The organism is Kitasatospora sp. NE20-6, from assembly GCF_045862635.1.
The window spans coordinates 47880-73308 of sequence record NZ_BPRL01000046.1 but is presented as its reverse complement, the minus strand read 5'-3'; the positions used below and the strand labels follow the sequence as shown (position 1 = coordinate 73308).

Genomic DNA, 25429 nt, shown 5'->3' with positions numbered 1-25429 from the left:
AGCCCATTCGGGCTTAACCATGGGAGCCTGTTCCTTGAGAGCGATACCAGCTCCAGGGCCGGTCGCACGATGGCTGCATACGCGGTCTCGTTGGCTGGGCCTGATAAGCCTTCTTGCCGTCCTCACGACCCTGCTCGGGGCGCCCTCCGCCGAGGCGCTCGCGGCCCGCCGGCCGCACGGCAAGGTGTGGACGCCGCCGGGGGCCGCCCCCGGGGCGGGCATGAAGTCCGTCAACGGCAAGAACCTCGTGCCGTCCACGCCGAAGGCGCCGGCGTACCCGGTGCCGGCGACGTGGAAGCCGGCCGCAGCGGCGGCCGCGGCCGCCGGATCGGCCACCGTCGCCCTGGAGGCCGGGAAGGCCGTCCAGGCAGGGCAGCTGCCCGTCAAGGTCGCCCCGGGCACCCGGGGCCCGGTGCACTCCGTCGAGGTGAAGGTCGCGGACTCCGAGGGGAAGTCCGCGACCGGCCGCCGGGTCACCCTGACCGACGCCGCCCCCGGTGGGGCCGGCCAGGCGAAGAGCGTGAAGGTCGCGCTCGACCTGAAGGCCCTGCAGGGCGCGGCGTTCACCGACCGCACCCGACTGGTGGCGCTGCCCGCCTGTGCGGCGCTCACGCCGGACGCCGCGGACTGCCGCACGAGGACGCCGGTGGCGTCCTCCGTCGACCCGAAGACGGGCGTGCTGACCGCCGAGGTCCCGCTCTCCGCCGCGAGCGCGCCGAAGGCCGCGAAGAGCAGCGGCAGCGGCACCGTCCAGGCGGACTTCGTGCAGGCCGCGGCTGCGGCCCCGTCCGCGGTGCTGGCCACCGAGACGACGGCCGGCGGCCCGTCCGGCACCTACGCCGCGACCCCGCTGTCGCCGTCGGCGGCCTGGGGCTCCGGCACGAACGTCGGCAACTTCACGTACTCGTACCCGGTCTCCACGCCCCCCACGCTGGGCGGGGCGGCGCCCTCGGTCTCCCTGGGCTACGACTCCTCCGCGGTCGACGGCAAGACGTCGGCGCAGAACTCCCAGTCCTCCTGGGCGGGTGAGGGCTGGGACTACCAGCCCGGCTTCGTCGAGCGCTCCTACCAGAGCTGCGACAAGGACGGCCTCGCCCACTCCAGCGACATGTGCTGGTCCGGGCAGAACGCCGTGCTCAACCTCGGCGGCCACTCCGGCGTCCTGGTGAAGGACGACACCACCGGCACATGGCGCCTGCAGGGCGACGACGGCTCCAGGATCGAGCAGCTGACCGGTGCCGCCAACGAGGCCCGCAACGGCGAGTTCTGGCGCGTCACCACCACGGACGGCACCCAGTACTACTTCGGCCAGAACCACCTGCCGGGCGGCGACCACTCCGACCCGGCCGCCAACTCGGTGGCCTACGAGCCGGTCTACTCGCCGAAGAGCGGCGACGACTGCTACGACTCCGCCAAGGGCACCGCCTCCTGGTGCCAGGAGGGCTGGCGCTGGAACCTCGACTACGTCGTCGACCCGCACCAGAACCTGGTCACCTTCGGCTACCAGCAGGACCTCAACCACTACAGCCGGGGCGGTGGCCAGAACAACGGCACCGGCACCCTCACCTCCTACGTCCGTGCCACCGAGCTCAAGCAGATCGCCTACGGTCAGCAGCTGGGCGCGCAGGTCACGGCGAAGGGCGCGCTCAAGGCGGCGTCCAGGGTCCTCTTCACCACCGAGGAGCGGTGCTTCCAGTCCGGCAGCATCACCTGCACCACGGCGCAGCGGACCGTGGCCAACCAGAACAACTGGCCGGACACCCCGCTCGACCTCAACTGCGCCTCCACCGGCGCCTGCACCAACTACGGGCCGTCCTTCTGGTCCCCGCTGATGCTCTCGAAGATCGAGACGCAGGTGCTGGTCGGCACCGACTACCGCCCGGTCGACCTGTGGAAGCTGAAGCACTCCTTCCCGAACCCGGGTGACGGCACCAAGCCGTCGCTGTGGCTCGACTCGATCACCCGTTCCGGCACCAACGGCCAGGCCGAACTGGCCCTGCCGGCGGTGACCTTCACCCCGCGCGAGCTGGCCAACCGGGTGGACGGGCTCGTCCCGGCCCAGCCGGCGTTCAACCGGCCGCGCATGCAGCAGATCACCACCGAGACCGGTGGGAAGATCAACGTGAACTACCGGGACACCGAGTGCTCCCGGACCGCGAACCACATGCCGGCCGCGGCCGACTCCAACACCATGGCCTGCATGCCGGTCAACTGGTACCTCCCGGGCTCGTCCTCGGAGGACCCGGTGAAGGACTGGTTCCAGAAGTACCTGGTGTCCTCCGTGACCGAGCAGGACGCGGTCACCGGCGCCCTGGTGAAGTCCACCGACTACACCTACGGCGGCGGCGCGGCCTGGCACCGCAACGACGGTGAGTACACCGACCCCAAGTCCCGTACCTGGGACGAGTTCCGCGGTTACGCCACGGTCACCTCCACCTCGGGCAGCGCCTACCCGGGCGAGGCGCCGAAGACCCAGCAGGTCAGCACCTACCTGCGGGGCATGGACGGCGACTACAAGGCCGACGGCTCCAAGCGGGCGGTCGGCGTCTCCTTCACCCCGTACCCGGGTGCGACCGCCGTCTCCGTCACGGACGACACCTGGCGCGCGGGCGGCGTGCTCGGCAGCCAGAGCTACGACCAGGCCGGCGGAGCGATCATCGGCGCCTCCGCCACGGTCACCGGCAACGACCTCGTGACGGCCACGCACAAGCAGAAGAACGGCATGCCGGACCTGGTGGCCCGCTTCGGCAGCACCAGGTCCACGTCGACCTCCTGGGCCCGCAAGGCGGACGGCACCTGGCGGTCCACCGGCACCGTCATGACGACCGACCCGGCCAACGGCAACCGGCCGCTGCAGATCGACGACAAGGGCGACGGCACCGCCGCCGCACCGGAGATCTGCTCGACCAACAGCTACGCGACCAGCACCGACCCGATGCTGCTCGTGCTCGTCTCCCGCGAGCTGGTCGTCACCGGCCCCTGCGGCACCACGCCGACCGCGGCCAACACGCAGAAGGACACCCGGACCTTCTACGACGGCAAGCCCTTCGGCCAGGGCGGCGGCACGGGCGACCCGACGTCGTCCGACACGATCGACTCCTACGACGGCTCCGGCAACGCGGTGTACACCACGCTGACCACGGCCACGTTCGACGCCTACGGCCGGGTCAGGACCTCGGCGGGCCCGGACGGCAGGGCGACCACGACGGACCTCTCGCCGGCCACCGGCACGATTCCGACGAAGGTCACGCTCACCACGCCGATGGGCGCCACCTGGGCGACCTCGCAGACCTTCGACCCCGGCCGCAACCTGCCGCTGGAGTCGACGGACGCCAACGCCCGCCACACCACGCGGAAGTACGATGCGCTCGGCCGGCTCACCGACGTCTGGACGGCCGACCGCGCCACCAGCCTGACGCCGAACTACACGTTCGCCTACGCGGTGAACGGTGTCACGGCGCCGTCCGTGGTCACCTCCAAGTCGCTGACCGAGAGCGAGACCTACTCGGTCAGGACCGAGCTGTACGACGGCCTCGGCCGCCCGCGCCAGACGCAGACCAGCCTGCCGACCGGCGGCGCCGGCCGGCTGATCGCCGACACCGTGTACGACTCGCACGGCTGGGCGATCAAGACCTCCGCGCCCTACTACGAGAGCACCACCCAGCCGAACGGCAGCATCTTCACCCCGCAGGACTCGCAGGTGCCCGCCCAGACCTGGGCCACCTACGACGGCCAGGGCCGGGTCACCAGCAGTGCGTTCGTCTCCTACGGGCAGCAGCAGTGGACGTCGTCCACCGCCTACCCGGGCGTCGACCGCACCGACTCGACCCCGCCGCAGGGTGCCAGGCCCACGACGACCGTCACGGACGCCCGCGGCCGCACCACCCAGCTGTGGCAGTACCGCACCGCCACCGCGACCGGCAACGCCCTCGACGCCGACGTGGCCTCGTACACGTTCACGGCGGCCGGCCAGCCGGACAGGCGGACCGATGCGTCCGGCAACGTCTGGTCGTACCAGTACGACCTGCGGGGGCGGCAGACCGCCGTCACCGACCCGGACACCGGCACGACCACCACCGCGTACGACGCCGACTCCCGGATCGCCTCCACCACGGACGCCAAGGGCAACAAGCTCGCGTACGCGTACGACCTGCTCGGCCGCAAGACCGCGATGTACAGGAGCAGCGCGGCCCCGGCCAACCTGCTCGCGAGCTGGACGTACGACACCGTGGCCGGTGCCAAGGGCCAGCCGGCGAGCTCCACCCGCTACGTGGGCGGCGCCACCGGCAAGGCCTACACCTCGGAGGTGACCGCGTACGACACCATGTACCGGCCGACCGACTCGAAGGTGACGATCCCGGCCGGTGAGGGCGCCCTGACCGGCACCTACACCTCGCACAACGACTACTCGCCGATCCTCGGCTCGCTCGTCCACACCGACATGCCCGCGATGGGCGGCCTGCCCGCCGAGGGCGTCGACTACCTCTACAGCGACACCGGCCTGCTGCTCGCCTCCGGCGGCAACAGCACCCTCGTCACCGACGTCCAGTACGACGCGGCCGGCCGCGCCGTCCGCACCACCGTCGGCGACTGGGGCACCCAGGTCGTCTCCACCCAGCAGTACGACTGGGCGACCGGGCGGCTGATCCAGAACAACCTGGACCGCCAGGTCGGCACCACCTCGCTCGACCAGACCAGCTACACCTACAACCAGGTCGGCCGGCTCACCTCGGTCAGCGACCTCCAGAGCGCCACGGCGACCGACCGGCAGTGCTTCACCTACGACTACCTGGGCCGCCTCACCAACGCCTGGACCGACACCGGCACCGTCACCACGGCGGCGGCACCGTCCGTCCCCGGCGTCGGCGGCTGCACCAACGCCAACGGCCCGGCCATGAGCGGCTCGCCCGCCAAGCCCAGCGTCGGCGGCCCGGCGCCGTACTGGCAGACGTACGCCTACGACAAGACCGGCAACCGCACCTCGCTGGTCCAGCACGACGTCACCGGTGACACCACCAAGGACGTCACCACGGCCCAGACCTTCGGCACCACCGTGAACACCGCCACCTCCCTGCCGAACACCGGCGGCGGCACCGGCGGCCCGCACGCCCTGCTGAAGTCCTCGGTCACGGCGGCCGGCACCACCAAGGACACCACGTACCAGTACGACGTCCTCGGCAACACCACGGCCGTCACCGAGACCGCCGGCACCACCAACCTGACGTGGAACGGCGAGGACAAGCTCGACGGCATCGCCAAGACCGGCGACCCCGCGGGCACGACCTACCTCTACGACGCGGACGGCAACCAGCTGATCCGCCGCAACCCCGTGAAGACGACGCTCAACCTCGGGTCGGACGAGCTGACGCTCGACACCGCCTCCGGGTCCATGTCCGACGTCCGCTACTACTCCGCCCCCGGCGGCATCACCATCACCCGGGTCACCGCGGCCACCGGAGGCGGCAAGCTCGTCTACCAGGCCTCCGACCCGCACGGCACCAACGGCGTCCAGATCGAGACCGACGCCCAGCAGACCGTGAGCCGACGCCCCACCGACCCGTTCGGCAACACCCGCGGCACCCAGCCCGCGGCCGGTGCCTGGGCCGGCGACAAGGGCTTCGTCGGCGGCACGCTCGACACCGCCACCGGACTCACCAATCTCGGCGCCCGCGAGTACGACCCCGTCCACGGCCGCTTCCTCAACCCCGACCCGCTCCTGGCGGTCTCCAGCCCCCAGCAGTGGAACGGCTACGCGTACAGCGGCAACGACCCGGTCAACGCCAGCGACCCGTCGGGTCTCATGCAGGACACCATGGAGAAGAACAGCAGCAGCAGCGGCTGCGGCATGTTCGTCGTCAACTGCGGCGGTGGCGGTGGCAACGACTGCGCCTCCAACTGGCACCCGCCGTGCGCCCCTCCGACCACCCCCACCAACGGCAGCGGCAACGCCGGCAACGGTGACACCGGCGACAACGGCGGCGGCAAGAAGGACAACAAGAAGAAGTGCGGCGGCTTCGGCGGCTGGCTCAAGTGCAAGGCCAAGAGCGCGGCGCACGCCGTCGTCAAGGTCGTCGAGGAACACCCGGTCATCGCCGCGATGGTCATCACCGCGGTGGTGGTGGGCGCAGCTGCCTGCATCATCATGACGGCCGCGGCCTGCGCCGCGATCATCGTGCCCGCAGCAGCCAACGGTGCCCTCGCCGCCGCCGAGTTCGGCGCGGCCGCCATGGTCGCGGGTGCGGCAACGGCGGTGACCGTGGAGGCGGGCATTGCCGTCGGAGCCACCGCACTGGCGGCCCTGGGCGTCGGTGCCGCGGTCGCGGCCAAGACCGCCCAGAAGGCGGAGCAGTCGGCCGCCGGCGTCAGTGGACGTGCCGGCCAGACTGCGGCGAAGGAAGCCACGGAGGGCAGCAAGGCCGCCCGGCCCAGCACGGGTTCCGGCGGGGGCGGCTGCAACAGCTTCCCGGCCGGCACGCAGGTCCAGCTCGCCGACGGCAGCACCAAGGCCATCGACAAGGTCCAGGTCGGCGACCAGCTCGCCGCCACCGACCCGCAGACCGGTGCCACCGCCGCCCGCGCCGTGACGGCGCTCATCGTCGGTCACCACGACACGGAGTACACCGACCTCGTCCTCACCTCGGCAGGGCCCCGCGGGCCTCCGGCAGAGAAGGAGTCCATCACCTCCACGGCGCACCACCCGTACTGGGACATCACCACCCAGCGGTGGACCGACGCCGAGGACCTCAGGACCGGCGACGAGCTGCGCAACCTGGACGGCACCACCAGCACGGTGCTGACCGTCCGCTCCTACACCACCGCGCCGCAGACCGCCTACAACCTCACCGTCGCCGACCTGCACACGTACTACGTGCTGGCCGGATACCGTCCGGTGCTGGTTCACAACAACACCGGCGAGGAATGCCTCCTCGCGGCCAGGAACGCGGCCAAGAAGGCTCCGGCAGACGTCGAGAAGGTGGCCGCGGCGCGGCTCAGGGATTCCGGTGACGGAACGCCCGGAGAGTGGCAGACCGCCTACAGCGGCCCCAACCACGGGCACCCGTTCTACGAGGACGCGCTCACCGAGCGAGCGGGCCTCGGCGGAGGCCACCCGTGGGCCTGGAACAACTGTGCCGAGATTCGGGCATGTAATACCGCTCTTTCCACGGCCCCTACCGACGAGTTGGCTCAGCTCAGCAACCTGGAATTCGGGACCGTTTATCGACAGTCAGGTGACTCGGTGGCCCCGTGCCCGCTGTCCTGCTTCCCGATCCTCATCGGAGGTGGTGCGACGCGTGTAGGGTAGGGTCGTAATTTGGAGGGAGGGGCCCGCATGATAAGCAATGAGGATCTGAGCACCGAGGTGCGTACGGCCTTGTTGGCTGCCGGATGGTTTCCGCAGCGTCTGGTGCGGGTCCCTCCCGCCTGTTCGGCGTTGGCCGAAGAGATGGGTTTGCCCCTTCCGGCGTCTGTCGTGAGCGTCATCGAATCGCTGGACGGAATATCCCTGAGATATCCCCATCATGGGGGGTCGGGATTTATCGACCAGATATTCTTCGATGCTGGCCGAGCCTCTCGTAACATTGGCTCGAAAACCCTTTCGGGATGGAGCTCCCGGGCTGGGTCGGGTCCCATTTTCCCCCTGGCTCAGACCGATTATGGGCTATTTTTCTCGATGAGCGGCGAAGGGGCATTCTACTGCGGGTTCAGCCCGTTTCTTGGATTTTGCGGAAGGGGAATCCATGATTTTCTCGACAGGCTCGTCGGTGGCGTGCCACCGGTGGATCTAGGGGATTAGAGTTCATTGGGTGGATGGAGGGCGGAGAGTTCGGCCGGCTGTTGGGCGAACTCTCCGAGCCGGTCGTGCCGCCGATGGTGCGTGTATGTCCACGAGCGGGGTGCGGGGTCCTGAACCGATCCGGGCCGGTATCGACACCGGCCGTCGGCCCGCCGCCGTCACCTCGGAGGCGGACGCGATCGCCACTGGGCGGTCGACGCTGACCGGGATGCCGTAGCCCGAGAACGTGACGACTGCTGTGCGGGTGACCGGGCCGTGGTCGGCGATCTTCGGGTCCCGTCCGACGGGGCCGTCTGCAGGGTGACGGACCGGAACCTGTCGGGGGCGGTCTCGACGGTGCCGCGACGGCATTGTCGCCCCGTCGCCGGTGTGCGCGGAGTCGGGGACGACGTAGGCGGTGCAGGAGCCGTCGAGGGTCACGGCGCGGCCGCCCCTCCCGCCACAGCCTGCCGGCGGCCGTCCCCGCCCGCTCCTGCTCCCGGCCGCGTCCGTGTCGTTCGGTCTCGCGGGGCCGTGCGGCGGGTAGGACTGTGCTGACTGTGTCGGGCTGACCGCAGGGAGCCGCAGAGTGGCCGCATACCTCGACCGTGACCAGACCGGGAGCGCGCAGGTGCCCGCCGAGGACGCGCCGCCCCCGCCGCCGGAGTTGGTGGCGCTGGCGCACGCGCACGGGGTGGACGACACGTACGACCCCGGCAGCGGGCCGGTGCCGGTGGGGCCGGACACCCTGGTGGCGGTGCTGGCCTCGCTCGGGGTGGACGCGTCGACGCCGGAGGCCGTCCGGGCGGAGCTGGCGGAGCACCGCCGTACGGTGGCCGCCCGGCTGCTGCCGCCGTGCGTGGTGGTCCGTCAGGGCCGGCGCACGGCACTGGACGTGCCCGCCGGGGCGGAGCTCGCGGTCGAGCTGGAGGACGGCGGCCGGTGGGCGCTGCCGAAGGGGCACTCGCACTGGCTTCCCGCCGATCTGCCGCTCGGCCGGCACCGGCTGACGGCGAAGGCGGGCCCGCGGGAGGCGTCCGCGGCCCTGATCGTGGCACCGGCCCGGCTGCCGGAGCCGCAGGGCCGCAGCTGGGGCTTCCTGGCGCAGCTGTACTCGGTGCTGTCGGACCGCTCCTGGGGCATGGGCGACCTGGGCGACCTCGCGGAGCTGGCGCGGTGGGCGGGCCACGAGCTGGGTGCGGGCTTCCTGCAGATCAACCCGCTGCACGCGGGCATGCCCGGCGTCCCCTCCGACCCGTCGCCGTACCGCCCGTCGTCGCGGCGCTTCGCCGACCCGGTGCACCTGCGCGTCGAGGCCGTCCCCGAGTACGCCTACGCGCCGCTCGACGGGTACGGGCCGCGGGCGCAGCGGCTGCGCGCGGAGGTGCTGGAGCACGACGGCCTGATCGACCGGGACGCCGTGTGGGCGCTGAAGCGCGAGGCCCTTCAGGAGTTGTACGCGGTGCCGCGGACGGTCGGCCGGGCGGCGGCGTTCCGGGCGTTCACCACGCGTGAGGGCGAGTGGCTGGAGCGGTACGCGACGTACTGCGCGCTCGCCGAGGTGCACGGGCCGAACCGGCACGAGTGGCCGAAGGGCCTGCGCCGCCCCGACAGCCCGCACGTGGCCGCGGCGAGGGCGGAGCTCGCGGAGCGGGTCGACTTCCACCGCTGGCTGGCGTGGCTGGTCGACGAGCAGCTCGGCTCCGCGCAGCGGGCCGCCGAGGAGGCGGGCATGGCGGTCGGTCTGATCCACGACCTCGCGGTGGGCGTGCACCCGGACGGTGCGGACGCCTGGGCGCTGCAGGACGTCCTCGCGGAGGGCATCTCGGTCGGCGCGCCGCCGGACGCCTTCAACGCGCACGGCCAGGACTGGGGTCTACCGCCGTGGCGCCCGGACGCGCTCGCCGCAGCCGGCTACGAGCCGTTCGCCGAGCTGTTGCGTGCCGCGGCCCGGCACGCCGGGGCGGTCCGGATCGACCACGTGATGGGCCTGTTCCGGCTGTGGTGGGTGCCGGCGGGGCATCCGCCGACCCGCGGCGCGTACGTGCGCTACGACGCGGAGGCGATGCTCGGCGTGCTGGCGCTGGAGGCGCACCGCGCGGGCGCGTACGTGATCGGCGAGGACCTCGGCACGGTGGAGCGCGGGGTGCGCGAGCAGTTGACGGAGCGGGGGATCCTCGGCACGTCGGTGCTGTGGTTCGAACGGGACTGGCAGCGCAAGGGCGAGATCCTGCCGCCCGACCGCTGGCGCTCCGGCTGCCTCGCCACCCTCACCACGCACGACCTGCCGCCGACGGCGGCCCGCCTCACCGGGGAGCACGTGGAGCTGCGGCACCGCCTGGGCCTGCTGGTGCACCCGCTCGGCGAGGAGCAGGACGCGGCCCGCACCGAACTCGCCGAGTGGCGGACCGAACTGACCGCCCGTGGGCTGCTCCCCGAGGGCGCCGACCTGACGCCGGAGGCGCTGTACGCCTTCCTGCTGGCGACCCCGGCGTCGCTGGTCGGTGTGTGGCTGCCCGACGCGGTGGGCGACCCCCGGCCGCAGAACCTCCCCGGCACCTGGGACCAGTACCCGAACTGGCGGCTGCCCGTCGCGGACGGCGGCGGCCATCCGGTGACGCTCGACCGGCTGGCCGCGGAGCCGTCCACGGCCCGCCTCGCGGGGGCGCTCGCGGACGCCCTCGGAAGGCGCACCCCGCCGAGCGGCACGGTGTGAGCGGCCGGTACCGTGGGTGACGTGGACAAGAGGAACGCAATGCGCGCCGGTGCGGTCACCGCGGCGGCCACGCTGATGATGCTGATGACGTCGCCCGTGATGGCAGCGACCCCCGACGACGGTGACCAGCCGGGTGCGGGGATCGGCCTCGGCGAGGTGATCGGCCTGTACGTGCTCCTGCCGATCGCGCTGTTCCTGATCATCTCCGGTCTGGTCATGCTGCCCTCGATGGGCAAGGGCAAGAAGAAGTAGCGGCACCGTCCGAGCGCCGTCGGGGCCGTCGCCCCGGCGGCGCTCAGGCGTGTCCGGGTACGTGTCCGGGGGCGGGTGCAGGGGCGGGTGCGGTCGCTGCCGCGGGGGCGGCCGGGGGCAGGCGCCAGTCCGCAGGTCCTGCGGGCGGCAGGTGGCGGGCGAACCCGGCGGTCCACCGCCGGGCGCCGTCCGGCAGGAGTGTGAGAGCCTCCACCTCCGGGTGGCGGCCCGCCCAGGCGAGGCCGCGTTCCGGTCCCATGGCGAACGCCGCGGTCGTCCACGCGTCGGTGCGGGCGATGCCGGTGCCCGCGGAGCCGACCAGGGTGAGCGAGGCGAGCCCCTCGGCCGGGCGGCCGGTGTGCGGGTCGACGACGTGCGCGCCGCGCTCCGCCGTGCCGGAGGTGGCGACGGCCAGGTCGTGCCCGGCGAGGACGGCGGCGACGCGGCCGGGCCGCAGCGGGTCGGCGATGCCGATCCGCCAGGGACCGCCCGCGGTCTGCACGTCGCCGCCGCCGCTCACGCAGTGCTGCCGGGAGCCCGCGGCGGTGAGCATCCGGGAGGCCTCCTCGACGGCCCAGCCCTTCACCCAGCCGCTCGGGTCGAGCCGCCCGGCGGGGCGTGCGCTGAAGTATCCGCCGGTCTCCTCGGTGAGGGCACGGCAGCGGGCGAGCGCCGCGGGCACGTCCGGATGGCAGGCGTCGAGGGCGAGTTCGCCGCGGTCGAGCCGGCTGATGTCGCTGCCGGGCCGGTAGGGGGAGAGGACGGCGTCGATGCGGTGCAGCCGGGCGGCGATCCGCTGCAGGGTCTCCTCCGTGCCCGGCCCCGGGTCGCGGACGACGAACGAGAACACGGTGCCCATCACGTGCTCGGCGTGCCGGAGGACGGGCGTGGCGGGCGCCGGCGGCGCGGTCCGCCCCGTCACAGCCCGGCCTTGTCGAGGGCGCTCTGCAGCGAGGCGGTGTAGCCGTCGCTGGTGTAGGTGGCGCCGCTGACGACGTCGATGTCGGCGCTCTGGGCCGCGATCGCCTCCTGGTTGAGCACCGGCAGGGCGTAGCTGTTGATCTCCTGGTCGCGGTGGTCCTGGGAGGGGTACTGCACCACGTCGATGCTGGTGATCCGGATGCCGGAGAGGGTGACCTTCACCTGGACGGGGCCGTACCGGGTGTCCGCGGCGTCACCGGTGACCGAGCGGGCCGACGCCGAGCCCGCGTCGGCGGCCGAGCCGGTCGAGCCGGTCGAGCCGTCCGAGCCCGAGGACCCGGACGTGCCGGACGTGCCGGACGAGCCCGAGGACCCGCCGGAGCTGATGACCGCCGCCGGCCCGGTGGCGTCGTGGGGCTTGAGGGAGAGCAGCAGCAGGATCCCCGCCACGGTGGCGGTGCTGCTGACGACGGCTCTGCGCATGGGACGGACTCCTCCGGGAGGCGGGTTCAGAAGAGACGGGGGTTCAGAAGAGCGGGGTTCAGAGGACGAAGGACTCGCGGTGGATACGGCCCGGCCGCACCCCGGCGGCCCGCAGCGCGCGGACGGCCTCCTCCGCCAGGGCCTCCGGGCCGCACAGGTACACCTCGTGCTCGGCGAGGTGCGGCACGAGCCGGGCCAGCGCGACCCCGAGGTCGCCGACCTGCTCGCGCGAGCCCAGCAGGGTGTGCACCGCGGCGCCCCGGCGCGCGGCCACGGCGTCCAGCTCGGCCCCGAACATCACGTCCTCGGCCCGCCGCGCGCGCTGGACGAGCGTCAGCTCGCCGGGCAGCGTCTCGAACAGCGCCCGCAGCGGGGTGATCCCCACGCCCGCCCCGAGCAGCAGCACCCGGCGCTCCCGGTGCAGCCGGGCGGTGAACGCCCCGTACGGGCCCTCGGCGCGCACCCGGGTGCCCGGCCGCAGTGCCGCCACGGCACGGCTGTGCGCGCCGAGGTCCTTCACGGTGAACCGCAGGAACCGCGGGTGCGGCGGCGCGGAGAGCGAGTACGGGTTGGCGGCCCAGCGCAGGCCGGGCGCCTGGAACTGCAGCCGGAAGAACTGTCCGGGCTCGGCGCGGAGTTCGGGAAGCCGGCGGCCGGTCAGGAAGACCGAGACCACGCCGGGCGCCTCGGTGCGCACCTCGGCGACCTCCAGCCGGTGCCGGCGGTCGCGCAGCCACGGCACGGCGAGGCGGTACCAGCCGATCAGGGCGGCGGTGCCGAGGTAGAGGACGTACCAGCCGGCCCGGGCGGGGCCGTCGCCGAGGTCGGCGCCGGTGGCGAGCTGGTGGCCGAAGCCGAGCGCCACCGCGAGGTACGTCACCAGGTGCAGGTAGTACCAGGTCTCGTACGAGAGCCGGCGGCGGGCCGCCCGCGCGGAGACGAGGCCGGTGCCGAGCAGCGCCAGGGTGCCGAGCGAGGCCTTGATCATCTCCGGGAAGTGGAAGACGATCTCGACCCCCTCGGAGAGCACCCCGCGGCCGTCCGTCAGGGCGTAGCCCCAGACGATCGTCAGCACGTGCGCAAGGACCAGCAGGACCGTCCAGCGGCCGCCGGACGCGTGCCAGCGCGCCAGCCGGTCGGCGCCGACCTCCCGCTCCAGCAGGGGGATCCGCGCCATGAGCAGCAGCAGGACGGGCGCCGCGTACCCGGCCAGCAGGCCGGTGATCCGGCCGGCGCCGGTGAGCCATCCGGCCGCGCCGGACACCGACGCGGTGTCCTGCCACCACACGGTGAGCACCGCGAGCGCGCCCGCACCGATCAGGGCGAGCACCGCGGCCGGGACGGTGCCGGCCGGCCGACGGGGCACCGGGCGGTGCACGGGCCGGGCGGGCCGGGGCGGGGCGACGGCAGCCATCGGCTCCTCCTTCCTGCCGTCGGCGGCCGGGGTGCCGCCGAGGTCGCCCACGATGGCACCGGAAGCTCTGAGGCGCCTATGGGTGCCGAGCCCTCCCGGAGCCGGTCGAGGCATCATCACCGCAGGTCAGGGGTGGTTCCGGGCGGCCGGGGCGGGCGCAGGGATCTCACCGCTTTCTCATCGCACCCGGTCGGAACGACAGCCCCCGTGCCCCTCGACCCCCCCCGAGGAGCACGACGGCCGCCCCGGGCGGGTGGCCCGGGGCGGCCGGTGCGGCGGCGGGGGGCGTCAGCCCTGGGCGCCCGCGGCCCGGTCGGCGGCCTGCGCCCGCAGGGAACGCTCGATGCCGGCCCGCGCCTCGACGACCTGGCGGCGCAGTGCGGGCGCCGGGTCGGCGGAGGCCAGCCAGGCGTCCGTGGCGTCCACGGTGGCCTGCTCGACCTGGTAGGCCGGGTACAGGCCGACGATGATCTGCTGCGAGATCTCGTGGCTGCGGGTCTCCCAGATGCCCTTGACCGCGGCGAAGTACTTCGCCGCGTACGGGGCGAGCAGCTCGCGCTGGTCGGCCTGCTGGAAGCCGCCGATGACGGCCTCCTGCACGTAGTTGGTCAGGGTGTCGGACTCGACCACGGACTCCCACGCCTGGGCCTTGGCGTCCGCGGTCGGCCGGGCGGCCCGGCAGCTGGCGGCGTGCTCCTGGCCGGACGAGGTGTTGTCGCGGGCCAGCTCGGCGTCGACGGCTGTGTCGTCGGCGCGGCCGGCGGCGACGAGCCGGGCGAGCAGGGTCCACCGCAGGTCGGTGTCGACGGCGAGGCCCTCGATCGTCCCGGAGCCGTCCAGCAGGGCGGCGAGCAGGCCGAGCTGCCCGTCGGTGCGGGCGGCGGCGGCCAGGGTGCGGGCCCAGGCCAGCTGGTGGTCGCTGCCGGGGGCGGCGGCGCGCAGCTGCTCCTCGGCGGCGGCGGCCCAGCGCTGCAGGCCCTCCTCGCGCCACGCCGGGTCGGCGTACATCTCCAGCGCGAGCTTGGTCTGGCGCTGCACCGACTGGACGACGCCGATGTCGCTCTCGCCCTGCAGACCGGACAGCGCGAGCGACAGGTAGTCGCGGGTGGCCAGCTCGCCGTCGCGGGTCATGTCCCAGGCGGAGGACCAGCACAGGGCGCGGGGGAGGGAGTCGGTGAAGGCGCCGAGGTGCTCGGTGACGACGGCCATCGAGTCCTCGTCGAGGCGGACCTTGGCGTAGGACAGGTCGTCGTCGTTGAGCAGCAGCACGGCGGGCCGGTGCCGGCCGACGAGCTCGGGCACCTCGGTGCGCGGGCCGTCGACGTCGAGCTCGATCCGGTCGGTGCGCACCAGGGCGCCGTCGACGAGCTCGTAGAGGCCGACCGCGATCCGGTGCGGGCGCAGGACGGCCTCGCCGCGGGCGCCGGCCGGGAGGGCGGGGGCCTCCTGCAGCACGGCGAAGGACTCGATGTCGCCGTTGCCGTCGATGTGCAGCTCGGGGCGGAGCACGTTGATGCCGGCGGTCTCCAGCCAGGCCTTCGACCAGGTCTTCAGGTCGCGGCCGCTGGCCTCCTCCAGGGCGCCGAGCAGGTCGGGGAGGGTGGTGTTGCCCCAGGCGTGGCGCTTGAAGTACGCCTGCACGCCCTGGAAGAACGCGTCCTGGCCGACGTAGGCCACCAGCTGCTTGAGCACCGAGGCGCCCTTGGCGTAGGTGATGCCGTCGAAGTTGACCTGGACGTCCTCCAGGTCGTTGATCTCCGCCATGATCGGGTGCGTGGACGGCAGCTGGTCCTGCCGGTACGCCCAGGTCTTCATCTGGTTGGCGAAGGTCGTCCAGGAGTGCGGCCACTTGGAGCCGGGGGCCTCCGCCTGGCAGACCGCCTCGGCGAAGGTCGCGAACGACTCGTTCAGCCAGAGGTCGTTCCACCACTCCATGGTGACGAGGTCGCCGAACCACATGTGGGCGAGCTCGTGGAGGATCGTCGCGGCGCGCATCTCGTAGGAGGCGTCGGTGACCTTGGAGCGGAAGACGTACTGGTCGCGCAGGGTGACCGCACCCGCGTTCTCCATGGCACCGGCGTTGAACTCCGGCACGAACAGCTGGTCGTACTTGGCGAACGGGTAGGCGAAGTCGAACTTCTCCTGGAAGTAGTCGAAACCCTGCTTCGTCACGGCGAAGATCGCGTCGGCGTCCAGGAACTCACGCAGCGACGGACGGCAGTAGACGCCGAGCGGCACGCGCTGCGCACCGGCGGCGTACTCGTCGAAGACGCCGACGTACGGGCCGGCGACCAGCGCGGTGATGTAGGTGGACATCCGCGGGGTGGGCTCGAACGCCCAGACGCGGGTGTCGCCCTCGCCGGCCGGTTCGGGGGTGGGCGAGTTGGAGACGACGACCCAGCCGGCGGGGGCGGTCACGGTGAACCGGAACGCCGCCTTGAGGTCGGGCTGCTCGAAGTTCGCGAAGACGCGGCGGGCGTCCGGCACCTCGAACTGCGTGTACAGGTAGGTCTCGCCGTCGACCGGGTCGACGAAGCGGTGCAGGCCCTCACCGGTGTTGGTGTAGGCGCAGTCGGCGACCACTCTGAGTTCGTTGTCGGCCTGGAGACCGGGCAGGGTGATCCGGCTGTCGGCGAAGTGGGCGAGGTCGAGCGACTCGCCGTTCAGCACGATCTCCGCGACGCTCGGCGCGACCAGGTCGACGAAGGTCGAGGCGCCCGGGGTGGTGGCGGAGAAACGGACCACGGTGGTGGACCGGAAGGTCCCGCCGTCGCGGGCGGAGCCCAGGTCGAGCTCGATGTCGTACGACTCCACATGCAGGAGCGCGGCCCGGGTGCGGGCCTCCTCACGGGTCAAGTTGGTGCCAGGCACTCGCAGGACTCCTTCGTCAGGCTTGGGTAGGGGCATCCTCCCACGCGCGTGACCCGCGCGGACCTGCGATTTCCGGGTCGCCGGGCGGTGCGGCCGCATGCCTACGACACTCGACGTAGGGCTGTGGCTGAGGTTTCGCAACGATCTGTCTTCGCCCTTGACTCTGTCTTGCGGGCCTGGCTGAGCTTAGAGTTCATAAGTTGAAGATGAACGCCCGGTTGAGGATCCGACACCGCAGGGTGACGGACCGCCGGTCACAACGAGCTCCGCCGCAAGGGCGCGGCAGGGGCGGGAGCGGTCGGGTTCCCGTGCCCTGGGAGGGTGAATCATGCCGATGGACACGCCGGGATCGCAGTCGTCGCTGCACCGGGCGAACCTCGAACGGGTGTTGCGGGCCGTCAGGATGGCCGGCTCGCTGACCCAGGCCGAGATCGCCAGGTCCACCGGACTGTCGGCGGCGACGGTGTCCAACATCGTCCGCGAGCTGAAGGAGACCGGCACCGTCGTGGTGGCCGACACCTCCTCGGGCGGCAGACGGGCCCGCAGCGTCTCGCTCAGCGGCGACGCCGGGATCGTGGTGGGCGTCGACTTCGGCCACACCCACCTGCGGGTCGCCGTCGGCAACCTGGCGCACCGGGTGCTGGCCGAGGAGAGCGAGCCGATCGACACCGACGTCTCCGCGCAGCAGGGCTTCGACCGGGCCGAGGCCCTGGTGGAGCGGCTGCTGTCGCAGGCGGGGTTCCGCTCGGACAAGGTGATCGGGGTGGGGCTGGGCGTGCCCGGGCCGATCGACGTGGAGACCGGGGCGCTCGGCTCGACGGCGATCCTGCCGGGCTGGACGGGCGTCAACCCGGGCCGGGAGCTCTCGCAGCGCCTGAGCATGCAGGTGTACGTCGACAACGACGCCAACCTGGGTGCGCTCGGCGAGCTGGTGTGGGGCGCCGGGCGGGGGCTGAGCGACCTCGCGTACATCAAGGTGGCCAGCGGTGTGGGCTCCGGCCTGGTCATCAACGGGCAGATCTACCGGGGCCCCGGGGGCACGGCCGGCGAGATCGGGCACATCACGCTCGACGAGGCCGGTCCGGTCTGCCGCTGCGGCAACCGCGGGTGCCTGGAGACGTTCGTGGGCTCCCGCTACCTGCTCAACCTCTTGAACGCTAGCCATCCCGGTGAGCTGACCCTGACCAAGGTCGTGCAGCTGGCGCAGCAGGGCGATCTGGGCTGTCGCCGGGTGATCGCGGACGCGGGCCGGCAGATCGGCAGTGGTGTGGCGACCCTGTGCAACCTGCTCAACCCGCGCCGGGTGATCCTCGGCGGGGAGCTCGCCGAGGCCGGTGAGCTGGTGCTTTCCCCGATCCGGGACTCGGTGGCGCGGTACGCGATCCCGAGTGCGGCGCGTCAGTTGTCGATCGTGCCGGGCACGCTCGGTGGCCGTGCGGAGGTGCTGGGCGCGCTGGCCCTGGTGATGAGCGAAATGGGCGAATCGGGTGCTATCCGGCATACCGGACTGGCGTCCGCATCCACGGCCTGAGCTGGGCGGACGGGGGTGGCCGAGGTCGTTTGATCTCGGCTTCGCCTTCAGGAAGATAACGAAAAGGTTCGGATCAGCGCAGTTGCGGTTTTACTTATTGACGGCAAACGGGCGGGCCGGGTTGACTCCCACCAACCTCGCCGCAATGTTGCGGCTCTGTCAGGGAGGCACCCCCACCATGAACGCAATGATGCGTCGCGCTGTCATCGGTACCGCCGCTGTTTCGATGGCCCTCTCCATGGCCGCCTGTGGCAAGGCCGGCGACGACAAGAAGGACAGCGCTTCGGCCGGCGACACCAAGTCGATCGGTCTGCTCCTTCCGGAGAACGCGTCCTCCGTCCGCTACGAGTCCTTCGACAAGCCGTTCATCGAGGCCAAGGTCAAGGAGCTGTGCGGCGACTGCAACGTCAAGTACAGCAACGCCGAGGGCTCGGCCGCGAAGCAGAAGCAGCAGTTCGACACCCTGATCACCCAGGGCGTCAAGGTCATCATCCTGGACGCGTTCGACGCCGCCTCGACCCAGTCCTGGGTCAAGGAAGCGGCCGAGAAGGGCGTCAAGGTCATCGCGTACGACCGCCTCGCCACCGGCCCGGTCTCCGCGTACGTCTCCTTCGACAACGAGAAGGTCGGCGAGCTCCAGGGCCAGGCCCTGCTCGACGCCCTGGGTGCCAAGGCCGCCGAGTCGAACATCGTCATGATCAACGGTGACGAGGCCGACCCGAACGCCGGCAAGTTCAAGTCGGGCGCCCACAAGGTCCTCGACGGCAAGGTCAAGGGCGTCGTCTACGAGCAGTCGGGTGAGTGGAAGCCCACCGTCGCCGGCCAGAAGATCGGCGCCGCGATCACCCAGCTCGGCAAGGACGGCTTCCAGGCCGTCTACTCCGCCAACGACGGCATGGCCGCCGCGATCATCACCCAGCTGAAGTCCGCGGGCATCAACGTCCCGGTCGGTGGCCAGGACGCCGGTCTCGACGCCATCCAGCGCCTCGTCACCGGTGAGCAGTCGTACACCATCTACAAGGCGTACAAGCCGCTCGCCGACTCGGCCGCCGAGCTCGCCGTCGCCCTGCTGCAGGGCAAGGACGTCAAGGCCATCGCCTCGTCGACCATCGACAGCGACACCGACAAGGCCATCCCGGCCAAGCTGCTCGACCCCAAGGTCGTCACCAAGGCCAACATCCAGGACACCGTGATCGCCGACAAGCTCTACACCGTCGCCGACATCTGCACCGGCAGCTACGCCGCCGCGTGCGCCACCGCGGGCCTGAAGTAACACCGACGGGCGGCCGCTCCCTGCACCACCGGGGTGCGGCCGCCCCCTCGGCGCCGCGTGACCGCAACCGCTGCGCCGACACAATCCTTTCTCGCACTACCCTCCCGTGCCCCCGCCGGTGCACGGCAGGCCGTGCCATGCCCTCGTGAGGGCGGCGCGGAATGAAGGAGATGGTTCACGTGACAGGCGCACCCGTACTGGCGTTGCGCGGTGTCTCCAAGCGCTTCGGTGCCGTTCAGGCGCTCACCGATGTGCACCTGGAGGTCCACGCCGGCGAGGTGGTCGCCCTGGTCGGCGACAACGGAGCGGGCAAGTCGACGCTGGTGAAGACCATCGCCGGCGTCCACCCGATCGACGAGGGCGCCATCGAGTGGGAGGGTGCCAAGGTCGCGATCAACCGGCCGCACGACGCCCAGGCCCTCGGTGTCGCCACCGTCTACCAGGACCTCGCGCTCTGCGACAACCTCGACGTGGTCGGCAACCTCTTCCTCGGCCGCGAGCTGCGCCGCTTCGGCGCGCTCGACGAGGTCGCGATGGAGAAGCGCGCCAAGGAGCTGCTCGACACGCTGTCGATCCGCATCCCCAGCGTCCGCATCCCGATCGCCGCGCTCTCCGGCGGTCAGCGCCAGGTCGTCGCCATCGCGCGCGCCCTGGTCGGCGACCCCAAGATCGTCATCCTCGACGAGCCCACCGCCGCCCTCGGCGTCGAGCAGACCGCCCAGGTCCTCGACCTGGTCGAGCGCCTGCGCGACCGCGGCCTCGGCGTCATCCTGATCAGCCACAACATGGCCGACGTCAAGGCTGTCGCGGACACCGTCGCGGTGCTCCGCCTGGGCCGCAACAACGGCGTCTTCGAGGTGGCCAGCACCTCGCACGAGGAGATCATCTCCGCCATCACCGGCGCCACCGAGAACGCCGTCACCCGGCGTCAGGCACGTATCGCGGAGGACGCGAAGTGACCACCGACCAGACCACGACCGACGCCACGGCGGCCGAGACCCCGCTGGCGCCCGCGGTCGACCCGCGCCTCCTCGTCCGCGAGGCCGGCTTCGCCGGCTACATCGCGGAGTTCCGCCGCAAGATGAAGAGCGGCGACCTGGGCTCCGTCCCCGTCGTGCTCGGCCTGATCCTCATCGGCGCCATCTTCCAGGGCATCACCGGCGACTTCCTCAACGCCGACAACATCACCAACATCACCAAGTGGATCGCCGGCCCGGGCCTCATCGCCGTCGGCATCGTCTTCGTGCTGCTGCTCGGTGAGATCGACCTCTCCCTGGGCTCCGTCGCGGGTGTCTCCGCGGCGATCGCCTCCGTGCTGTCGGTGCGTTCGGGCCTCAACGAGTGGCTCGCCGTGCTGATCGCGATGGCGGTCGGCATCGGCATGGGCGCCCTGCACGGCTTCTTCTTCGCGAAGATCGGCGTCCCGGCCTTCGTCGTCACCCTGGCCGGCATGCTCGCCTGGATGGGCCTGCAGAACTCGGTGCTCGGCGACAAGGGCACCGTCAACGTGATCAACGACGGCGTGATCGCCAAGATGGACACGTACTTCCTGGGCGACGGCGACGTCTTCTTCACCTGGGCGTTCGCGATCCTCGGCATCGCCCTCTTCGCCGCCGGCCAGCTGATCGACAGCCGCCGCCGCTCCGCCGCGGGCCTCCCCGCCCGCCCGATCGGCGAGATCGCCCTGCGCACCGGCGTCATCGCGGTCATCGCGCTGGTCGCGGCCTACATGCTCAACCAGGACCGCGGTCTCCCGATGCCGCTGGTCGTCTTCTTCGGCATCGTCGTCATCACGGACTTCGTGCTCCGCCGCACCTCCTACGGCCGCCAGATCTTCGCGGTCGGCGGCAGCGTCGAGGCGGCCCGCCGCTCCGGCATCAACGTCGCCTGGGTGCGTATCTCGGTCTTCATGATCTCGGCCGGCATGGCCTCCCTCGGCGGTCTGTTCATCGCCTCCCAGCAGGGTTCCGCCGACAAGCTCCTCGGCGGCGGCAGCGTGCTCATGAACTCCATCGCGGCGGCCGTCATCGGCGGCACCAGCCTCTTCGGCGGCCGTGGCAAGACCTGGTCGGCGCTGCTCGGCATCCTGGTCATCCAGTCGATCATCACCGGCCTCGACCTGGTGCACGTCAACCAGGCGATCCAGTACATGATCACCGGCGCGGTGCTCCTCGGCGCCGTCGTGCTCGACTCCGTCTCCCGCCGGACCCAGAAGTCCTCCGGGCGCGGCTGACGACACGCCCGGCACGGTGTGAGGCCCGGCACCCGAACCGATCGGGTGCCGGGCCTCGTCATGTCCTTCGAAGCCCCCTGCGGCGCAGGGTGTCCGTCTGTCGGACATTAGACTCGACCAGCCGGGGTACTCCGACCGATCGGAGCGCCCCGCAGACAAGGGCGGCGAAGCCCGGCGGGCCCGTCACGGGCCCGGGAACCGAGAACGAGGAGGAACGGGTGGCCCTGCTGACCCGCATTAGGGGACCGCGCGATCTCGACCGGCTCACCCCGGCGCAGCTGGCCGACCTGGCCGAGGAGATCCGCGGCTTCCTGGTCGAAGAGGTCTCGAAGACGGGCGGCCACCTCGGCCCCAACCTCGGTGTGGTCGAACTCACGATCGCCATGCACCGGGTCTTCGACTCCCCGCGCGACCGGATCCTCTTCGACACCGGCCACCAGAGCTACGTGCACAAGCTGCTCACCGGCCGCCAGGACTTCTCCCGGCTCAAGATGAAGGGCGGCCTCTCCGGCTACCCGAGCCGTGCCGAGTCCGAGCACGACGTCATCGAGAACTCGCACGCCTCCACGGTGCTCGGCTACGCCGACGGCCTCGCCAAGGCCAACAAGATCCAGGGCCACAAGGACCGCCCGGTCGTCGCCGTGATCGGCGACGGCGCCCTCACCGGCGGCATGGCCTGGGAGGCGCTCAACAACATCGCCGACGGCAAGGACCTGCCGGTCGTCATCGTCGTCAACGACAACGAGCGCTCGTACTCCCCGACCATCGGCGGCCTCGCGAACCACCTCTCGACCCTGCGCACCACCCAGGGCTACGAGCGGTTCCTCTCCTGGGGCAAGGACGCGCTCCAGCGCACCCCCGTGGTCGGCCAGTCGCTCTTCGACACCCTGCACGGCGCCAAGAAGGGCCTCAAGGACTTCATCGCGCCGCAGGGCATGTTCGAGGACCTCGGCCTCAAGTACATCGGCCCGATCGACGGCCATGACATGGTGGCGCTGGAGTCGGCGTTCACCAAGGCCCGCGGCTTCGGCGGCCCGGTGATCGTGCACTGCATCACCGAGAAGGGCCGCGGCTACCACGCCGCGGAGAACAACGACGAGGACCGCTTCCACGCGGTGGGCGTCATCCACCCCGACACCGGCCTGCCGGTGAAGACCTCCGGCAAGGACTGGACGTCCGTCTTCGGCGAGGAGATGGTCGCGCTCGGCCGCGAGCGCAAGGACATCGTGGCGATCACCGCCGCCATGCTCCACCCGGTCGGCCTCGCGCCGTTCGCCAAGGCCTTCCCCGACCGCACCTTCGACGTCGGCATCGCCGAGCAGCACGCCGCCGTCTCCGCCGCGGGCCTGGCCACCAACGGCCTGCACCCCGTCGTCGCGGTCTACGCGACGTTCCTCAACCGCGCCTTCGACCAGGTGCTGATGGACGTCGCCCTGCACCGCCTCGGCGTCACCTTCGTGCTCGACCGGGCCGGCGTCACCGGCACCGACGGCGCCTCCCACAACGGCATGTGGGACATGTCGATCCTGCAGGTCGTGCCCGGCCTGCGGCTCGCCGCCCCGCGCGACGCCGACCAGGTCCGCGCGCAGCTCCGCGAGGCCGTCGAGGTCGGCGACGCCCCCACCGTCGTCCGCTACTCCAAGGGCTCCGTCGGCCCGGCCGTCCCCGCCCTCGGCCGCGTCGGCGGCATGGACGTGCTCCGCGAGAACACCTCGCACGAGCACGGGGACCGCCGCGCCGACGTGCTGATCGTCTCGGTCGGCGCCATGGCCCCGCTCTGCCTGGAGGCCGCCGAACTGCTCGACGCCCAGGGCATCACCTCCACCGTCGTCGACCCGCGCTGGGTCAAGCCGGTCGACAAGGCCCTGCCCGGCCTCGCCGCCGAGCACCGCGTCGTCGTCACCGTCGAGGACAACGGCCGCGCCGGCGGCGTCGGCTCCGCGATCGCCCAGGCACTGCGCGACGCCGACGTCGACCTCCCGCTGCGCGACTTCGGCATCCCGCAGGAGTTCCTCGACCACGCCAAGCGCGAGGAGATCCTCGCCGAGATCGGCCTCACCGCCCCGGACGTCGCCCGCCAGGTGACCGCCCTGGTGGCGCGCCTCGACGCGCAGCCCGTCCAGGCCTGACCGGCCCGCCGGCGGCGTACCCCGCGGCCCCGGACGCACCCGTGCGACCGGGGCCGCGGCATGCCCGGAACCAGGGCGCCCCCGTACGGATATCGGGACCACCGGTACTGCTGTCGCGGACGCCGGGTAGGTTGTGACCCGTGCCCACCGAGACCGCCAGCCGCCCGCCCGTGACCGCCCGCGTCCGCGCGCAGGTCCGCACGGGCTACTGGACCAGGCTCGTCCCGGTGCTGGCGCTCCTCGCGACGCTCACCCACATCCCGTCGTTCCTGCGCCCGGTGTGGAGCCCCGACGAGGGCTACCTCGCCACCCAGGCCCGCATGCTCGCCGACGGCGGCGTGCTCTACGACACGGTGGTCGACCGCAAGCCCCCGCTGCTGCCCTGGCTCTACCAGGCCTGCTTCGCGCTCTTCGGCTCGGGCTCGCTCTGGCCGCTGCGCAGCCTCGCGATCGTCGCGCACCTCGTCACCGCGGTGCTGCTCGCCTCGATCGCGCGCGGCCGCTGGGGCAACCGGGCGGGCGGCGCCGCCGGCGCGCTCTACCTGCTGCTCTCCATCGGCCTCGCGCCGGAGGACACCCAGGCCGCGACCTTCGAGGTCTTCATGCTGCCCGCCATGGTGGCCGCCTTCCGCTACGCGGAGCGGCGCCGCTGGCTGGCGGCGGGCATCGCGGTGGCGCTCTGCTCGCTCACCAAGCAGACCGGCGGCGCGGTGATGCTGCCGGTGCTGTGGATGCTCCTCCAGGACGCCCGGCGGCGCGGCGTGCGCTGGCCGCCCGTGCTGGGCAGCATCGGCTTCGGCTTCGCCCTGCCGATAGCGCTCGTCGCCCTGATCCTGACCAAGCCGAAGGGCTTCCTCTTCTGGGTGGTCACCGGCAGCGGCGACTACGCCTCGCCGGGCAGCGCGTGGCTCCAGATGACCGGCCGCGCGCTCGGCAACTCGGCGATCCTGCTGGCCGCCGGGCTCGGCTTCGTCGTCCCCCTCGGGTACCGGCTGTGGCTGCGCCGCCGCCGCGGGTCCGTACCGGTGGCGGGGGAGGAGCACGGCTCCACCGCCGACCTGTGGGTGTGGCTGCTCTCCTCGGCGGTCGCCGTGAGCGTGGGCTTCCACTTCTTCGGCCACTACTACCTGCAGCTGATGCCGCCGCTGGTGCTGCTCGGCGTGGGCGCCGTCTCCACCTCGGCGGTGCGCTGGCGGCCGGTGCTCACGTACTCGGCGGTGGCGTGCACGGTCTTCTGGGCGCTGGCGGTGTTCTGGCCCGGCCAGAAGCTCACCGAGACCACCGAGGTCGCCACCGCGGTCGCCGCGCAGACCACGCCCAAGGACACCGTGCTGGTGTGGGGCATGCACCCGGAGCTGTACTGGCTGGCCGACCGGCGGCCCGCCAGCCGCTACCTGACGGCCGGGTTCCTGACCAACTTCAGCGGCGGCAAGGACGGCCAGAAGGTCGGCGAGGACTACAGCGTCAGCGAGGCCTGGCAGACGTTCGACGCGGAGCTCGCCGCCAAGGGGCTGCCCGAGATCGTCGTCGACGACTCCGGCACCGCGCCGTACCAGCCGCTGCTGATCCCCCGGATCGAGAGCATGCTCGACTCGCACTACGAGGTGGTCGGCGTGACCGGCGACACCGTGATCTACCGCCTGAAGAAGTAGCGCCCCCCGGCCTCTCCCCCCGGCCGGCCCCGCAGGGCCGCTGCACGGCCGCCTCCCCGCCCGCCCGGCCCCGTCCGGCCGCCCACGGCCCGCCGCCCGCCCCGGACGGCGGTACGGGCCTCCTGGCACCACCCGTTGCCCGGCCACCCGCTGCCCGGCCCGCGCGGTTGCCCCCGGTGC

General features: G+C 72.1%; 14 protein-coding genes. 10 read left to right on the top strand and 4 right to left on the bottom strand.

All coding sequences use genetic code 11. The features are described from left to right. Positions 1 to 220 precede the first annotated feature (220 nt). The 4 genes from SNE206_RS27920 (at position 221) to SNE206_RS27905 (ending at position 10742) form a co-directional block, all read left to right on the top strand. Positions 221 to 7303 carry a polymorphic toxin-type HINT domain-containing protein gene (locus SNE206_RS27920; protein ID WP_407916266.1) on the top strand — a complete coding sequence of 2361 codons (7083 nt, stop codon included), beginning with the start codon at positions 221 to 223 and terminating at the stop codon, positions 7301 to 7303. Positions 7304 to 7330: 27 nt separating this feature from the next. Continuing rightward, positions 7331 to 7795: an SUKH-3 domain-containing protein gene (locus SNE206_RS27915; protein WP_407916265.1), complete on the top strand. Its 465-nt coding sequence runs from the start codon at positions 7331 to 7333 to the stop codon at positions 7793 to 7795. Positions 7796 to 8363: 568 nt separating this feature from the next. After that, positions 8364 to 10490, top strand: coding sequence for a 4-alpha-glucanotransferase (gene malQ / locus SNE206_RS27910; RefSeq protein WP_407916264.1), 2127 nt, complete (start codon positions 8364 to 8366; stop codon positions 10488 to 10490). A gap of 21 nt (positions 10491 to 10511) precedes the next feature. Further along, entirely contained in the window at positions 10512 to 10742 is a 231-nt protein-coding gene (locus SNE206_RS27905; RefSeq protein WP_405011241.1) for a hypothetical protein, read from the top strand. Positions 10743 to 10785: 43 nt separating this feature from the next. Here SNE206_RS27905 and SNE206_RS27900 read toward each other — a convergent pair whose 3' ends face one another. From SNE206_RS27900 to pepN, 4 genes are all read right to left on the bottom strand, one after another. Next, the gene (locus tag SNE206_RS27900) at positions 10786 to 11664 is read right to left on the bottom strand and encodes an FAD:protein FMN transferase (RefSeq protein WP_407916263.1); all 879 of its coding nucleotides are present in this window, start codon (positions 11662 to 11664) and stop codon (positions 10786 to 10788) included. Then, positions 11661 to 12146 (bottom strand): FMN-binding protein, encoded by a 486-nt coding sequence (locus SNE206_RS27895; protein WP_407916262.1) that lies wholly within the window; start codon positions 12144 to 12146, stop codon positions 11661 to 11663. Before SNE206_RS27895 ends, SNE206_RS27900 begins: the two co-directional genes overlap by 4 nt. A 58-nt stretch (positions 12147 to 12204) precedes the next feature. Continuing rightward, entirely contained in the window at positions 12205 to 13560 is a 1356-nt protein-coding gene (locus SNE206_RS27890) for a ferric reductase-like transmembrane domain-containing protein (RefSeq protein WP_407916261.1), read from the bottom strand. A gap of 288 nt (positions 13561 to 13848) precedes the next feature. After that, positions 13849 to 16431 carry an aminopeptidase N gene (gene pepN, locus SNE206_RS27885; protein ID WP_407916260.1) on the bottom strand — a complete coding sequence of 861 codons (2583 nt, stop codon included), beginning with the start codon at positions 16429 to 16431 and terminating at the stop codon, positions 13849 to 13851. A 334-nt stretch (positions 16432 to 16765) separates the two neighbouring features. On the opposite strand from pepN, the gene SNE206_RS27880 reads away from it, so the two are divergent. The 6 genes from SNE206_RS27880 to SNE206_RS27855 all read left to right on the top strand — a co-directional run bounded on the left by SNE206_RS27880 (position 16766) and on the right by SNE206_RS27855 (position 25249). Then, positions 16766 to 17962, top strand: a complete 1197-nt coding sequence (locus SNE206_RS27880; protein ID WP_407916276.1) for an ROK family protein — start codon at positions 16766 to 16768, stop codon at positions 17960 to 17962. 178 nt (positions 17963 to 18140) lie between these two features. Then, entirely contained in the window at positions 18141 to 19235 is a 1095-nt protein-coding gene (locus SNE206_RS27875; protein WP_407916259.1) for a sugar ABC transporter substrate-binding protein, read from the top strand. Positions 19236 to 19405: 170 nt separating this feature from the next. Continuing rightward, positions 19406 to 20194 (top strand): ATP-binding cassette domain-containing protein, encoded by a 789-nt coding sequence (locus tag SNE206_RS27870; protein WP_407916258.1) that lies wholly within the window; start codon positions 19406 to 19408, stop codon positions 20192 to 20194. After that, entirely contained in the window at positions 20191 to 21468 is a 1278-nt protein-coding gene (locus SNE206_RS27865; protein ID WP_407916257.1) for a sugar ABC transporter permease, read from the top strand. The genes SNE206_RS27870 and SNE206_RS27865 overlap by 4 nt, the downstream gene beginning before the upstream one ends. Positions 21469 to 21686: 218 nt before the next feature. Continuing rightward, the gene (gene dxs / locus SNE206_RS27860) at positions 21687 to 23597 is read left to right on the top strand and encodes a 1-deoxy-D-xylulose-5-phosphate synthase (RefSeq protein ID WP_407916256.1); all 1911 of its coding nucleotides are present in this window, start codon (positions 21687 to 21689) and stop codon (positions 23595 to 23597) included. A gap of 140 nt (positions 23598 to 23737) precedes the next feature. Further along, complete coding sequence (locus tag SNE206_RS27855) at positions 23738 to 25249, top strand: ArnT family glycosyltransferase (RefSeq protein ID WP_407916255.1); 1512 nt, start codon at positions 23738 to 23740, stop codon at positions 25247 to 25249. The last annotated feature ends 180 nt before the right edge of the window (positions 25250 to 25429 follow it).